The organism is Microvirga sp. GN3, from assembly GCF_055792825.1.
Map to the genome: position 1 here is coordinate 1 of NZ_JBVVAK010000185.1, position 13,303 is coordinate 13,303.

Annotated in this window: 19 protein-coding genes and 1 other RNA gene; 7 read left to right on the forward strand and 13 right to left on the reverse strand. The window is 60.5% G+C overall.

Annotated features, from left to right (window positions below; genetic code table 11):
- The first annotated feature begins 197 nt into the window (after positions 1-197).
- On the forward strand, positions 198-1,616 hold the full coding sequence (locus tag ACS5Q1_RS41390) for an alpha,alpha-trehalose-phosphate synthase (UDP-forming) (protein WP_473103689.1): 1,419 nt from the start codon (positions 198-200) through the stop codon (positions 1,614-1,616).
- 94 nt (positions 1,617-1,710) lie between these two features.
- On the opposite strand, the gene ACS5Q1_RS41395 is transcribed toward ACS5Q1_RS41390, so the two are convergent.
- Entirely contained in the window at positions 1,711-1,845 is a 135-nt protein-coding gene (locus tag ACS5Q1_RS41395; protein ID WP_473103690.1) for a hypothetical protein, read from the reverse strand.
- 217 nt (positions 1,846-2,062) lie between these two features.
- Here ACS5Q1_RS41395 and ACS5Q1_RS41400 point away from each other — a divergent pair, with 217 nt between their 5' ends.
- Positions 2,063-3,151: an AI-2E family transporter gene (locus ACS5Q1_RS41400; protein ID WP_473103691.1), complete on the forward strand. Its 1,089-nt coding sequence runs from the start codon at positions 2,063-2,065 to the stop codon at positions 3,149-3,151.
- Between the two features lie 144 nt (positions 3,152-3,295).
- Here the strand turns inward: ACS5Q1_RS41400 and ACS5Q1_RS41405 are convergent, their stop codons facing one another.
- The 7 genes from ACS5Q1_RS41405 to ACS5Q1_RS41435 all read right to left on the reverse strand — a co-directional run bounded on the left by ACS5Q1_RS41405 (position 3,296) and on the right by ACS5Q1_RS41435 (position 8,121).
- Positions 3,296-3,535, reverse strand: coding sequence for a hypothetical protein (locus ACS5Q1_RS41405; protein ID WP_473103692.1), 240 nt, complete (start codon positions 3,533-3,535; stop codon positions 3,296-3,298).
- A gap of 13 nt (positions 3,536-3,548) precedes the next feature.
- Positions 3,549-3,926, reverse strand: a complete 378-nt coding sequence (locus ACS5Q1_RS41410; protein ID WP_473103704.1) for a transposase — start codon at positions 3,924-3,926, stop codon at positions 3,549-3,551.
- Positions 3,841-4,374 carry an IS630 family transposase gene (locus tag ACS5Q1_RS41415; RefSeq protein WP_473103693.1) on the reverse strand — a complete coding sequence of 178 codons (534 nt, stop codon included), beginning with the start codon at positions 4,372-4,374 and terminating at the stop codon, positions 3,841-3,843. Before ACS5Q1_RS41415 ends, ACS5Q1_RS41410 begins: the two co-directional genes overlap by 86 nt.
- A 301-nt stretch (positions 4,375-4,675) precedes the next feature.
- Positions 4,676-5,005 (reverse strand): transposase, encoded by a 330-nt coding sequence (locus ACS5Q1_RS41420; RefSeq protein ID WP_473103705.1) that lies wholly within the window; start codon positions 5,003-5,005, stop codon positions 4,676-4,678.
- A 261-nt stretch (positions 5,006-5,266) separates the two neighbouring features.
- The gene (locus tag ACS5Q1_RS41425; RefSeq protein WP_473103694.1) at positions 5,267-6,085 is read right to left on the reverse strand and encodes a transglutaminase-like domain-containing protein; all 819 of its coding nucleotides are present in this window, start codon (positions 6,083-6,085) and stop codon (positions 5,267-5,269) included.
- 49 nt (positions 6,086-6,134) lie between these two features.
- Positions 6,135-6,371, reverse strand: a complete 237-nt coding sequence (locus ACS5Q1_RS41430; RefSeq protein WP_473103695.1) for a hypothetical protein — start codon at positions 6,369-6,371, stop codon at positions 6,135-6,137.
- Positions 6,372-6,690: 319 nt separating this feature from the next.
- Positions 6,691-8,121 (reverse strand): alpha,alpha-trehalose-phosphate synthase (UDP-forming), encoded by a 1,431-nt coding sequence (locus ACS5Q1_RS41435; RefSeq protein WP_473103696.1) that lies wholly within the window; start codon positions 8,119-8,121, stop codon positions 6,691-6,693.
- A 167-nt stretch (positions 8,122-8,288) separates the two neighbouring features.
- Here ACS5Q1_RS41435 and ACS5Q1_RS41440 point away from each other — a divergent pair, with 167 nt between their 5' ends.
- From ACS5Q1_RS41440 to ACS5Q1_RS41455, 4 genes are all read left to right on the forward strand, one after another.
- Positions 8,289-8,627 carry a hypothetical protein gene (locus tag ACS5Q1_RS41440; protein WP_473103697.1) on the forward strand — a complete coding sequence of 113 codons (339 nt, stop codon included), beginning with the start codon at positions 8,289-8,291 and terminating at the stop codon, positions 8,625-8,627.
- A 268-nt stretch (positions 8,628-8,895) separates the two neighbouring features.
- Positions 8,896-9,396, forward strand: a complete 501-nt coding sequence (locus ACS5Q1_RS41445; protein WP_473103698.1) for a DUF6894 family protein — start codon at positions 8,896-8,898, stop codon at positions 9,394-9,396.
- Positions 9,396-9,780: a transfer-messenger RNA gene (gene ssrA, locus ACS5Q1_RS41450) on the forward strand. Before ACS5Q1_RS41445 ends, ssrA begins: the two co-directional genes overlap by 1 nt.
- A 74-nt stretch (positions 9,781-9,854) precedes the next feature.
- On the forward strand, positions 9,855-10,595 hold the full coding sequence (locus ACS5Q1_RS41455; protein ID WP_473103699.1) for a hypothetical protein: 741 nt from the start codon (positions 9,855-9,857) through the stop codon (positions 10,593-10,595).
- Between the two features lie 80 nt (positions 10,596-10,675).
- Here the strand turns inward: ACS5Q1_RS41455 and ACS5Q1_RS41460 are convergent, their stop codons facing one another.
- From ACS5Q1_RS41460 to ACS5Q1_RS41480, 5 genes are all read right to left on the reverse strand, one after another.
- Positions 10,676-11,395, reverse strand: a complete 720-nt coding sequence (locus tag ACS5Q1_RS41460) for a lysophospholipid acyltransferase family protein (RefSeq protein WP_473103700.1) — start codon at positions 11,393-11,395, stop codon at positions 10,676-10,678.
- 24 nt (positions 11,396-11,419) lie between these two features.
- On the reverse strand, positions 11,420-11,650 hold the full coding sequence (locus ACS5Q1_RS41465) for a hypothetical protein (RefSeq protein WP_473103701.1): 231 nt from the start codon (positions 11,648-11,650) through the stop codon (positions 11,420-11,422).
- Between the two features lie 17 nt (positions 11,651-11,667).
- Positions 11,668-11,931 carry a hypothetical protein gene (locus ACS5Q1_RS41470; protein ID WP_473103702.1) on the reverse strand — a complete coding sequence of 88 codons (264 nt, stop codon included), beginning with the start codon at positions 11,929-11,931 and terminating at the stop codon, positions 11,668-11,670.
- A 33-nt stretch (positions 11,932-11,964) separates the two neighbouring features.
- On the reverse strand, positions 11,965-12,243 hold the full coding sequence (gene infA, locus ACS5Q1_RS41475) for a translation initiation factor IF-1 (RefSeq protein ID WP_203446296.1): 279 nt from the start codon (positions 12,241-12,243) through the stop codon (positions 11,965-11,967).
- A gap of 93 nt (positions 12,244-12,336) precedes the next feature.
- Positions 12,337-12,546: a cold-shock protein gene (locus ACS5Q1_RS41480; protein ID WP_473103703.1), complete on the reverse strand. Its 210-nt coding sequence runs from the start codon at positions 12,544-12,546 to the stop codon at positions 12,337-12,339.
- A 436-nt stretch (positions 12,547-12,982) separates the two neighbouring features.
- On the opposite strand from ACS5Q1_RS41480, the gene ACS5Q1_RS41485 reads away from it, so the two are divergent.
- Positions 12,983-13,126, forward strand: a complete 144-nt coding sequence (locus ACS5Q1_RS41485; RefSeq protein ID WP_203446297.1) for a hypothetical protein — start codon at positions 12,983-12,985, stop codon at positions 13,124-13,126.
- The last annotated feature ends 177 nt before the right edge of the window (positions 13,127-13,303 follow it).

The window sequence follows — 13,303 nt, forward strand, 5'->3', positions numbered from 1 at the left end:
CTTGTGGATCGCCGCATGCTCAGCAGCGGTCATCTCCCGTAAGCAGACTGGTGCCATGGCTCGCCTCCGCCAGCAGGTCAGAAGGGGCTGCCATTATACCCCGCAACCTGCCGGATGCACCACTTAGCTAGTGCGCGCTATTTGCCACGGTGTTCGTCCTTGGCTACCCTCCGCCATGCGACAAAAGGGAAGGTGCTTTGCGGCGGCTCGTTGTCATCTCCAATCGTGTGGCTGTTCCAGACGCTACCGGAAAAGCCGCCGCAGGAGGCTTAGCCGTGGCTCTGCACGAGGCCCTTCAAGCCTACCAGGGGCTGTGGTTCGGCTGGAGTGGCAAGGTGTCAGCCCATCCGGCGGTCCATCCCAAGATCATCGACAAGGGACAGGTGCAGTATGCCGTCATGGACCTGACGGCGCTCGACCGGCAGGAGTACTATAATGGCTTCGCCAACCGAGCACTCTGGCCCATCATGCACTATCGGATTGGCCTGTCGGAGTTCTCACGGGCTGATTACGCAGGGTACCTGCGGGTTAATCGCAGTTTCGCCAATGCACTGGCCCATCTGATCCAACCTAACGATCTCGTCTGGGTTCACGACTATCACCTCATCCCCCTCGCGAGCGAGCTGCGGGCTGTCGGCATAACCAATCCGATCGGGTACTTTCATCACATTCCCTGGCCCGCTCCTGAAGTGTTTGGAGCGCTTCCAGGCAGCAGCGAGCTCCTGCGCGTCATCCCGGACTATGACCTTGTGGGCGTGCAGACAGAGCGGGATGCCGACAACCTCAGACGCAGCCTCGTCCAGGAAATTGGCGCCATCCACCGCAGAGCAGATCTTCTCGACGTCGGAAGCCGCCGTGTCCGCATCAAAAGCGCTCCAATCGGCATTGACGTCAATGGGTTCCAGCAAGCAGCCCAACGTGCTGGCTCAACCCGGCTTCTGAAGCAGACGATTGCCGGTCTGGGGTCCCGCAATCTGATCATCGGCGTTGATCGGCTGGATTACTCAAAAGGCATTCCTGAGCGCATGGAGGCTTTCGAGCGCTTTCTGGTCAGCCATCCGGACCAGCGGGGACAGGTGACCTATCTGCAGATAGCCCCAACGAGCCGCAGCGAAGTGCCTGAGTACGCAACCCTCAGCCGAGACGTGAACGAGACGCTGGGGCGGATCAACGGCTCGTTGGGTGAGCCTGGCTGGGTGCCAATCCATTACGTGACCAGCACCTATTCTCGCGCCGTCCTTGCTCGCCTTTATCGACTGGCTCGGGTCGGGCTCGTGACCCCCATGCGGGATGGGATGAATCTCGTGGCCAAAGAATACGTGGCGGCTCAGGACCCGCAGGATCCCGGTGTTCTCATTCTGTCGAAATTTGCCGGGGCTGCTGAAGAGCTCACGGATGCCCTCATCGTCAACCCGAACGACAAGGTTGAAGTCGCAGAGGCTATTCGGCACGCGCTGCACATGAGCCAGGAGGAGCGGGTCGCCCGCTGGCAGGCCATGTCGAAAATTCTGCGGGGCTCCGATGTGAAACGGTGGGCGGCGGCATTCATCAAGGATCTGGCCGCCAACAAGGCAAGCAGGCCCCGCAGGAGAAAGGGACTGGCAAAAAGAGAGTAACGATCGCTAGGAGTCGAATACGGAGGGCCTGGATCTGATGGGCTGGTCGCCCCTAACGTCCTCAATTTATTGATCCGGCTTGGGTGATCTTGAACTACGCGGCATAACGGAAAGATGGATGCCCAAAGTAGCGGCGGATCCGTTCGGGCAACTTGGCGAGCCGGCGCATGTGGCTAATGACGGCGCGCTTGAGTTCGGGCTTGCTGCGGGCCGGCGGCTTGCGGGTCACGGCGTGCTTCAGGTCAGCGTTCAGGGGTTCTGTCGCAAATTCGCTTTTTACTTGCCTCTACTGGCGGATCCGTAGTGACCGGTCACTGTAGAATCAACGGCTTAGCGCCGCTGCCTTAACGCCACAATAGCGCTAGAAATGCCTATACTTCGAATTTGCGACAGAACCGCCGGCCCAGGTGTGGGTAGAGGTTCAGCCGCAATGGGAGTGATCGGTCATGATACCCCTCGGCAAGCTCAACGAACAGATCCTCGGGATCGGCGCCCTCCTCCTGCTGGCGATCGGTTGCGCCGTAGTACTCTGGCCCTTCCTGTCAGCCCTGCTGTGGGCAGCGGTCATATGCTTCTCTACGTGGCCTGTCTACAGTTGGTGCGAGCGGGGGCTCGGCGATCGTAGGGGACTGGCCGCCGCCCTGATGACACTGCTGGTTGCCCTTGTCCTGGTCGCACCGTTTGCCATCATGGTGGCGACACTGGCGGACAGCATAAGTAGTTTGATCACGGCGGCGACTCGCGTCCTCGAGCAAGGCCCGCCGACGCCACCACGTTGGGTCGCCGAACTCCCGGTGGTCGGCGAGAGCCTGGCTGCCTATTGGGCGAGCTTGGCCTACAACGCACCCGCTTTCATCGTTGAGCTCAAGAAGCTGATCGGCCCTGCCGCCGACATCGCCGTAGCCGGCGGGGCGGTGGCCGGCGTCGGCCTTCTCGAGCTGGGTCTAAGTGTATTCATCGCCTTCTTCTTCTATCGCCACGGCCGGCAGATGGCAGCCTACGTGCACCAGATCGCTGAACGATTTGCCGGCCCCCGCGCCCGGCACCTGCTCAAAGTCGTGGGTGCGACCGTGAAGGGTGTCGTTTACGGCCTGATCGGCACGGCACTCGTCCAAGCCCTCTTGGCTGCCATCGGTTTTTGGATCGCCGGTGTGCCTCAGGCGCCCTTGCTCGGCTTGCTGACCTTTGGCTTGTCATTCGTGCCGGCGGGGCCCCCACTGGTGTGGGGCCCGGTCGCGCTGTGGCTCCTTGTCCAGGGAGCGGTTGGGTGGGGGATCTTCGTCGCGGCATGGGGATTGCTCCTCGTCAGCAGCATCGACAATGTCCTCAGGCCCTATCTCCTCGGCAAGACCAACAACCTGCCCGTGGTGCTCGGCCTCTTCGGGTTCATCGGCGGCATCCTTGCCTTCGGCTTCATCGGCCTGTTCCTTGGCCCAACGCTGCTGGCGGTCGGCTACAGCCTCTTTCTCGAGTGGCACGCGGCTGAGCTCGAGGCGCGCAAGCACCCCGCGCCAGCGGCTTCGGATGCGGATTGAGACGCGGAGGTTCGCGGATGCCGCCTTGGCGGAAGCTGAAGGCATGCTAATAACGAAGCGGCCGTGCTTACTCTGCTGGCTTCGTCTCATTCTGCCTTAGGCCAAGGACAGAGCAACACCGGAGGTGTGGAGATCAGAAGAGTCTTATACCCGTTCACGGAATTTCTGACGCGGTGAGATAGGATAAGCAGTGAGGGTTGTGAGCTGGCCTGTCTCGTCGACGAGCTTGTTCCAGGCACGGCAGACTGCATCGAGCACAGCCCCATAGTCGTCCAGCACACGATGCGAGAGATACCGCTCGCGCAAGTACAGCCAGACACGCTCCACCGGGTTCAGCTGGGGCGACGCGGAGGGCAGCGGCAGCAGGGTAATGTTGGCAGGCACGTGCAAGGCCCGCTCATCGTGCCAGCCCGCTTGGTCCGGTCAGAATCATCACCGCGTGCACGCCCGGCGCAAGCTGCCGGGCAAAGTGCTCCAGAAACACCTCCATCGTGTCTGCATCCGCTCGCGGCAGGGCCAGGGCGAAGACATCATCTGTTCCCGGGCGACAAGCCGCGAATAGGTACAGACTCTTGTAACGCTGGTCGATCACCCCAGGTGGGCGCACCCCACGCTCATACCAGACCCGTGTCGTCCGGCCCTTCTGACCAAAGCGTGCCTCATCCTGGCACCAGAGCTGAAGATGCGCGTCAGGATGCTCCGCCGCGATGGCCTGTAGCCTTAAGCGGAGTTGCTTTTTTGAACGCCGCCTGCGCGGCCGGATTGCCCTTCGGATGAGACGGCCGGGTCTTCTGGCGCGAGAGGCCGAGGCGCTTGAGCAGGCGGGACAGACCCCATTGGCTGTAGCTGACCGCGTAGGTCTGCTCAACATGCTCGCACAGGTCGACCAAGCGCCAGGCGCTGACCCCATCGCGCCCGGGCTCCGGCCCGCGCAGGATATGCGCCTTCAGCGCCGCCTGCTGACCGGGACTGAGCTGCTCCGGGCGGCCGGAACGAGGATGGTCGTGCAGACCGTCGGGTCCCTCAGTATTGAAGCGCCGAATAGCATCGTGCAGAGCCTGACGCTCCATTCCGGCCAGCCGCGCCGCCTCGGCCCGCGTCATGCCCTCGAGCGCATTGGCAATGGCCAGGAGCCGCAGGGCGGCCCGACAGTCCTTCTCACGGGTCGCCCGCGAGCGCAGATCTGATGGCGCGTCGTCCTGACGGATCGGGAGCCCGGCCATGCTGACCTCCATCAACAGCGCCCCGCTCCTCAGTGAATCACGCCACGCACGTCATCGCAAATGCAAGTCAGAAATTCATTGGGTGGGTATTAGCCCAGCTTCGGGACGTCATCCCCGTCAAGTCGGGAGGCTGGGGAGGTGGCAGGTCAGGCTCAGGGTTAGGTGCTGGCAGATCAGGCTGCCGCGGGACAGGAATGTCTGGCTGTGGCGGATTCTGATGGGATTCCCCACCTTTGACAAGCCGGTGCTAAGCGGTTTCGTTGATCGGGCTTATGAGGTGGATGGCAGCCTGCGGGTGGCCTCAGGGTTGAAGAAAGTCCCGTTCCTCAGCATAGCGCAGGCCACACTCAGGAGATGGTCGGCCACACTGCGCAGGGCGCGTGGATGAGAATGGCCGCGCTCGCGCAGCTGAGCATACCGGGATCGGCTGGCGGCATCGCGCTGGATCGCAACCCGCGACCAAGTGGTACAGCGCCAGCCGGGGCCTCATGTGGGCCGCCCGGCGCATGGTGACCACGCAGCGTTTGCCGCTGCGGCGGGTCACAAGAGCCACGCCGCAGAGATTGCGCAGAACCTGATGGTCTCGTCGGTTGAGCGGATCCGAGGCCTCACTCAGCAGCGCCGCCAGCAGGCGTTGTCACATCAACGAGTTTTACTTACCTATACTGTCCCTCGCGCGAATACTAGCGCATCGTGCGGAAAAGTGGATCCGGTTTTCCGCCTCGAACGATGCGCCAGCCAAGAGCAGGAGCATCGGACCCAAAAGTGGGTCCACTTTTGGGTCCGTTGCTCTAGATTGTGCACTTTCAATGACTTAGGCCGCCAGGGCTCATCGCCAAAGTGGCCTTTACTTGTTGGATGTGACAACGCCAGACGAGGAGCAAACCGCAGGTTAGCGCTCAGGTTCTATCAATTCCTCGCTTGTCACCCGAAAATCCACCAGAGTGCTTGGCCCAAAGGTGAGGGTCAGCGGCACATCGGCAGCATCGCGGCCGCGGGCGATCAGGATCCTGCCGATGCGCGGATCATTGTTGCGGGGATCGAAGGTATGCCAGCGACCACCCAGAAAGATCTCGATCCAAGCGGCAAAATCCTGCGGCGCGTGAGGCGGCGGGAGGCCGATGTCACTGATGTAGCCGGTACAGTAACGGGCCGGGATGTTGAGGCACCGGCAGAACGTGAGCGCCAGATGAGCATAGTCACGGCACACACCACGCTTTTCCTCAAAGGCCTCAGCAGCCGTGCGCGTTGCCCGTGAGTGCTCGTAGCCGAAGGTAATATGATCGTGCACATAGTCGCAGATCGCTTGCACGCGAGCCCAGCCCAACGGCGTTGTTCCAAACAGGTTCCAGGCAGCGTCGGAGAGGCAATCCGTTTCGCAGTATCGGCTTCCCAGCAGGAAGAGCAGGGTTTCTGCGGGAAGGCTGTGGATCTGGATCTGCTCGGCTCCCGGATCTGTCACGTCCCACTGGCCTGTGTCGCGGACCACGGTTTCTGTCGTGAGGCTGATCCTGCCGGCCGGGGCCACGAGTCGGTTGCACCAGTTCCCGAAACTGTCCCGGTACCCCTCCACAGGTACGACTGGCGTCGTGATCAGGTAATCGGGCCGCTCCAGGTCGGACACTCTCGACGAGTGCACATTGAGGATCGCGATCATGGGCGTGACTTGCCCGAACTCGTAGGTCATCTCGCAGCCAACGCGGATCCGCATGGTTTGTCCCTCAAGGGTCGAGCAAAGGCGGAATTCGAGCCGCCAGGGATCATGGGCGATCTTCGCCTGGATAGCGCCGGCAGACGCCTCGCGTGTGCTTCTCGATTGCAGCCAGGGCCGCATCGAGCGACATGTAAGGCCCATGGCTCATGCCGGCCATGCTCTCCAAAGCATGGCCGGCCAGGTAAATCGTAAACTGCTGATCGGATGTCTCTGCAATGCGTCCCATCGAGCGGCCGAGCAGATCGGTCAGGTTCCATGCCTTGCCGTCGTCTGTTGGGGTCACGATGACGTCCAAGCTTTCCCCCAGTCCTGGTTCAACCAAAAGCATAGCAGCTATCGGGTGAACCACGAAGGCCGTGAATCGACGTGTTGATGCCAGGACGGATCAGATTCCAGCACTCTCCGAGGCATGAGGGTAGCGTCGATCCTTATGTGATACGCTTTCAGAACCATCCACCAACGACACTGAATTCGCCCGCTCCGGCTCCGTGAAGGCTTCTCGGCATGCAGCCTACTTACGCAGGCACGTCTTCAATCGACCAATACCTGAGCCAGCCTGTCGGATAGACGGCGTTGCGACATCACACACTCATCAGCGGCCACTACTGGCCAGCACGGACTGTCTGGGCCGGCACCATTCGGCTGCGGGCTTTGCTTGTCTTGTGACTGGCGAGATCCTTGATGAATGCCGCCGCCCACCGTTTCACATCGGAGTCCCACAGAATTTTCGACATGGCTTGCCAGCGAGCGACCCGCTCCTCCCGGCTCATGTGCAGCGCGTGCTGAATAGCCTCTGCGACTTCAACCTTGTCGTTCGGGTTGACGATGAGGGCATCCGTGAGCTCTTCAGCAGCCCCGGCAAATTTCGACAGAATGAGAACACCGGGATCCTGCGGGTCCTGAGCCGCCACGTATTCTTTGGCCACGAGATTCATCCCATCCCGCATGGGGGTCACGAGCCCAACCCGCGCCAGTCGATAAAGGCGAGCAAGGACGGCGCGAGAATAGGTGCTGGTCACGTAATGGATCGGCACCCAGCCAGGCTCACCCAACGAGCCGTTGATCCGCCCCAACGTCTCGTTCACGTCTCGGCTGAGGGTTGCGTACTCAGGCACTTCGCTGCGGCTCGTTGGGGCTATCTGCAGATAGGTCACCTGTCCCCGCTGCTCCGGATGGCTGACCAGAAAGCGCTCGAAAGCCTCCATGCGCTCAGGAATGCCCTTTGAGTAATCCAGCCGATCAACGCCGATGATCAGATTGCGGGACCCCAGACCGGCAATCGTCTGCTTCAGAAGCCGGGTTGAGCCAGCACGTTGGGCTGCGTGCTGGAACCCATTGACGTCAATGCCGATTGGAGCGCTTTTGATGCGGACACGGCGGCTTCCGACGTCGAGAAGATCTGCTCTGCGGTGGATGGCGCCAATTTCCTGGACGAGGCTGCGTCTGAGGTTGTCGGCATCCCGCTCTGTCTGCACGCCCACAAGGTCATAGTCCGGGATGACGCGCAGGAGCTCGCTGCTGCCTGGAAGCGCTCCAAACACTTCAGGAGCGGGCCAGGGAATGTGATGAAAGTACCCGATCGGATTGGTTATGCCGACAGCCCGCAGCTCGCTCGCGAGGGGGATGAGGTGATAGTCGTGAACCCAGACGAGATCGTTAGGTTGGATCAGATGGGCCAGTGCATTGGCGAAACTGCGATTAACCCGCAGGTACCCTGCGTAATCAGCCCGTGAGAACTCCGACAGGCCAATCCGATAGTGCATGATGGGCCAGAGTGCTCGGTTGGCGAAGCCATTATAGTACTCCTGCCGGTCGAGCGCCGTCAGGTCCATGACGGCATACTGCACCTGTCCCTTGTCGATGATCTTGGGATGGACCGCCGGATGGGCTGACACCTTGCCACTCCAGCCGAACCACAGGCCCTGGTAGGCTTGAAGGGCCTCGTGCAGGGCTACGGCCAAGCCTCCAGCAGCGGCTTTTCCGCTAGTGTCTGGAATAGCCACGCGATTGGAGATGACAACAAGCCGTCGCAAATGCACGTTTCCTTCGATAGCGGAGTAAAGGGTAGCCCAAGGATAAACAGGGTGGCAAATCGCGCGAGCCGAGTAGTGCCTTGAAGATTTGGCAGCATTCCAAAGGGATCCTGCAATTAGCGTTGCCTCTTTCACGTGGACGGAATCGGGCGCATGATCGCAGCACCATGCCCGACAGGCGCAAAGAGCGCGAGGATCTGGCCAAGGCGGAGCGGGACATCGCTGCGGGTGAGCGGCGTGTGGCCGAGCAGATCATGCTGATCGAGCAGATGAGGCGGCAAGGCTGGGATACCACCCTGGCCGAGCAGTTCCTTCGGAACCTGGAACTGACCCTTGAGCAGTGGTACGTCCACCGGTGGCTCATCCTCGATGCCCTCGCCAGGGCTGAACCGCTTGTCAAAAAGGGGCTTCTCGGAAACCCGCGGCCTCGCTTGGACTTCTGGGCCGAGCGGGCCCATAGTGCTGCCATCACCAGCCGTTCCGAACCCGTAGGCGCTGGTGACTGAGAGAGACGTGGGCTCCCGCCTGCAAGGCTCAAGGAGCGCCGCCATGGCCGATCCTCCTAAAACACCGATGACGCGTGCCGACTATGATGCGCATGCAATGCGGACCTTCCGAGAGACGCTGGAACAGTCGCGCAAGGTACTCAGAGAAACCGATCACATGGTGAGGCCCGACCGAGCCGAGCTGGACCGCCCCGACCAGCAGGAGGAGCCCCTACGGACAAAGGGAGTGGGATAACGGCCATGCCGCATTTCTTCTTTCATCTCCGAGGTGACCCCTCAGGGCTTTGAGCAGGATGACACGGGAATGGACTGTCCCGATGTTGAAGCCGCTTATCTGGAGGCGCTCCAGACCGCCACGGACTTGGCACAGGAGTGGCTCGCGGAGGGCTGCAATCCGAGATGTTATGCCTTCGAGATTGTGAATGCTGCGGGCGAGTTGGTTCTGGTGCTGCCCTTCTCCGAGGTGCTGGAGCGTCAGGCAGGACGGCATCCGGTCAAGCTGTGCGGAGCCGTCAGGACGGCCAAGGAGCGCGGCGCGCGGATGGTGCGTCTGACCGCTGAGGTGGCCGAACAGGTGAAGATGGCCCGGGAAAATCTGCGCCGGTCCCAGGACCTGCTGAGAGGCTTCGGCAAGGCAGGCCGTTCCCGGCTATTCACAGACCAGGATATTTGTGGCTGCTTCGGGAACCAATCTCACTTGAGCCCACCAGCAGAGTGCGGGCCGCCGAACCGGGTTCATCGCTGCATCAGAAAAGATCGTCTGCTTTAAGACTGGATATTGTGCCTTCGGATGTCTATATCGCAGTTGTCAGGTTCGCCTGACTATGATCGTAGAGGCAGAGTGGAATAGGCGTTTAGGACGCGGGTTCGATTCCCGCCGCCTCCACCACAAGCACACCGGCCGTCCAGGTACCGCAAGACGGATGTTGGGCGACTGGCCTTTCGTTGAGGTCAGGCTGCCGTCCCGGTGTGTTTTTGATGGGGGCGACATGGGTTCGACTGGGCGCAATAAAGGCTAGGTTGCGATTAGGCTGAGCTACGGCCTCAACAGTGCAAATTCATAAATGCCAACGACAACGTTGACATGGGTGCGGTGCGCCTCGCGGCGTAACCATCCGGGGCTCGGGACAGCCTAGCAACAGAAACGGCACCTTCGGGTGCCGTTCCCATTTCAAGCCTTTGGCCGTCTCAGCAACTGCCGATCACCTAACAGAAAGACAAGAACACATGTCAGAGATTCAGATGGGCGGTTACATCCGCGTTCCCAAAGGAACCAGTGTCTACCCGACGGGTGATGGCGTTGAGGCTCCGTCCACCCGCGATCAGGTGGTCAAGGTCACGAACATCTTCGATGTGGACGTGAAGAGCGACAACTTCTACCTGCTGCTTCCGGACGAGATGCGGCTGCGGTACTTCGAAGCGAGTGGTGGCAAACGTCCCATTGATCAGGACATTCTCGAGTTCACCGATCGCCTCACCAAGGGCGATTATCGGGCGGTGGAATGGTCGAGCAAATGGGCATTGATCGCCGACGTTCAGCCTGCCGAGGCTCCGGCCCGCGCCAAGTCTGCAACGAAAGGCGAGAAGACTGCGAAGAAGCCGGTCACCAAGCAGCAACAGATGGCGATCGGTTCCGTATGGCGCTTCACTCAGGATACAGAGCTTCGCTATAAGGTTCGCAACCCCGCATATGCTGCCATGCGTGGCGATATCGAAAGCAGCCTCCGTGAACTGCCTTCTCACGCTCGGACGCAGACCGTCGACGCGAAGCTGAACGAGCTTGGCATCATGGATCACACCGATGAATCCTGGGGGCAGGTGACAGCCGGCGAGACCTTCACGGTTCGGAGCAAGCTGGCCTCCGGCTTCGCCGGCGGGCAAGATGTCCCGATGCTGTTCCGAGGCGAGAAGTTTACGCTGCCCTATGCCAGTCTTGAGCCCTTCATCGAGCTGGTTGCCGAACGATAAGCAACTACGAGCTGGGTCAGCCGACCGTTACGGCCGGCTGGGCATGGACCCGGCGAGACGCCGATCATCAGGTACTGGATTTAAGCGGCCTGAGGCCACGAGGATTTTCTCTCAGCCTCAAGAAGTTCCTCCGCCTTGCGCATGAACTCATGGCCGGCCAGACCTGGGGCAATCGGATCAAGATAAGAAACCGAGATTGTTCCCGCTCGTTTGTAGGGCCGGCCGGGTCCCCAGAAGTGTCCTGAATTCAGAGCGACGGGAAGAACCGGTGTATCGAGCTTGGGGTATAACAACTCAACTCCGCGCTTGAACTCGATCGGCTCGGAAACCGGCTTTCGCGTTCCCTCGGGAAAGATCAGCACGGAACGGCCCTGCGCCAGCGCCGCTTGGCACCCTTGCACCATCCTCCGGACAGCCTTCGAGCCGCTCTCCCGGTCGATCAGGATCATTGGCGACTTGCGCAGGAACCAGGAGAAGACAGGGATCGTCAGCAATTCCTGCTTCGCGACAATGGCAACATCCGGAAACAGGATCAGGAACGCGAGCGTCTCCCAGGTTGACTGGTGATTGGCGATGATCAGGCAGGGTCCGTCAGGAATATTGTGTTGGCCCCGCTCGGCATAGGTCAGCCCAACGAGGCACTTCAGGCTGACGAGTATGCCGCGAGCCCACAACCGTGACGCCAGTCGAACGCCACGCTCCGGGGAGCCGCATAGCCAAAGGAGTGCCAGGACGGGTACGAAGAGGCCCGTCCAGATGGCCAGCAGAACGTCAAAGAGAGTAGAGCGGATACGCTGCACGATGGGTGGCTCCCTTGGAATGAATCAGCGGTCAACGGATGCCGACGCCCGCACGCCATGTCCGGCGTCAACGGTGCGGATCTGGGACTCGCCTGCAGCGCGCTCCGTCCCGCTCGCGGTATTCCTGATTCTGTAGCTGAACTCGCCGTCTCTCTCGGGCATCAGACGAATGACTTCATAAATACCGCTTGTGCGGTCGGCAAAGTGCGTGCCAGCGGCATGAACCAACTGGCCAATCGCATACTTGTGGCTCATGGAAAAGCCTCCTCTCGTCAATTAAGGGACATCGACCGGGGGGTTGTGTGGGCTATAATCGGCAGAACCTGCTCAACCTCGGCATCGATCTGCTGATCGATGATTTCGGCCAGCACCATCGTATCGTCGTCGCTCATCGCGCTGGCCGGATAGATCTGGAATTCGCTGTTGTTCTCGACGACGACAGCGTCGCGGTCGAACCGCAACACGCAGTTGATCTGACGCATGAGCCATTCCGGCACACGGTCGCCGGCCTCGAACGTCCAAGTCTTTTCGGGCATCGTGATTTGTTCCTTGACGTTCCGCTGCACACCTTACCGGCGGCGGAACTGCGGACGGCGCGGAGCTCCCGGGCGGGGAGCACCCGAGCCGCTGTCCTTATGACGGAAGATGAGCCGGCCCTTGTCGAGATCATACGGCGACATCTCGACGGTGACGCGGTCGCCCGCGAGCGTCTTGATGCGGTTCTTCTTCATCTTGCCGGCCGTGTATGCGACGATCTCGTGACCGCTCTCGAGCTTCACGCGATAGCGCGCATCCGGCAGGATCTCGACGACCTCGCCTTCGAATGTAATGAGTTCTTCCTTAGCCATTGCAAAATCCTTTTGTAGAAAACAAAAAGCCGCTCCCGAAGGGCGGCTTTGCCAAACGGCGTGGCGCACCACGGCGCCTGTATCCAACGGCAATTACGCCGTCTGGATGGTGTTGACGGCGACCTTGCCGCTGCGACGGTCTTCGGCGGTGTCGAAGGAAACCTTCTGGCCTTCGCGCAGACCGCGGATGCCGGCGCGCTCAAGAGCCGTGGCGTGAACGAACACGTCCTTGTCGCCATTGTCGGGCTGGATGAAGCCGAAGCCCTTTTGATCGTTGTAGAACTTAACAATCCCCGTATTCATGGAAATATCCTTGGTTTGTAGGCGCAAGCGCACGTGAACGGAGGGCATGCAAAAAGCATGTCCCTGCACTCGGTTCGTCGATGTTTGGGAAGAGGGTCTGAACGTGCGCCTGGCATACCAAGGCGAAACGGCCCGATTGTCCGGCCAAATGTCGATAAGCATTATCTAGTGCTCCCTTGCGGCGAATACAAGGCACACTGCCGTAGAGGAGATTGGTCTTGCAAAAGGCTCAATCGTCCTTCATGTTGGGCAAATCAACCGACGTGTTCGGCCTGCTCTCCCTTGCTCGTGATCGAGCGCCGAGCCCGCTTTCCGTTCCAATCGATTGCTACTCTCCAGCTCGTTTAGGCGAGCTTACACGTCGTTGCTTTGCATACGACAACTTCAACCACGAAAGGCTGCTCGGAACATGATCCGATGCGCCGACAGGAAATCTATGTCTACTTCAACGCAAACCCAGCTTCCGAAGCACAAACCGCAGCCGTCGAAAGACACCCAACAGATCAAGGCAGCCGCCAAACCACAACCGTCTGGCCTCTCGCGCGAGGAGATCCGTCACATCATCGAGATGATCGGCTAACTTCCAGGTTCGGCTCTGACTACTGAGATGCTGAGATGCTAATGATCTTCACTAGAGACCTGCGTGCCGAAAGAAGCTGGTAATGAGCTCAGGCCGTTGCTGCAGGCGGCCGAACTCGCGGCGGGCCAGGCGGTGCAAGTCGGCGACTGATCCAGGCAACGCGCTCTCCATGGCTCG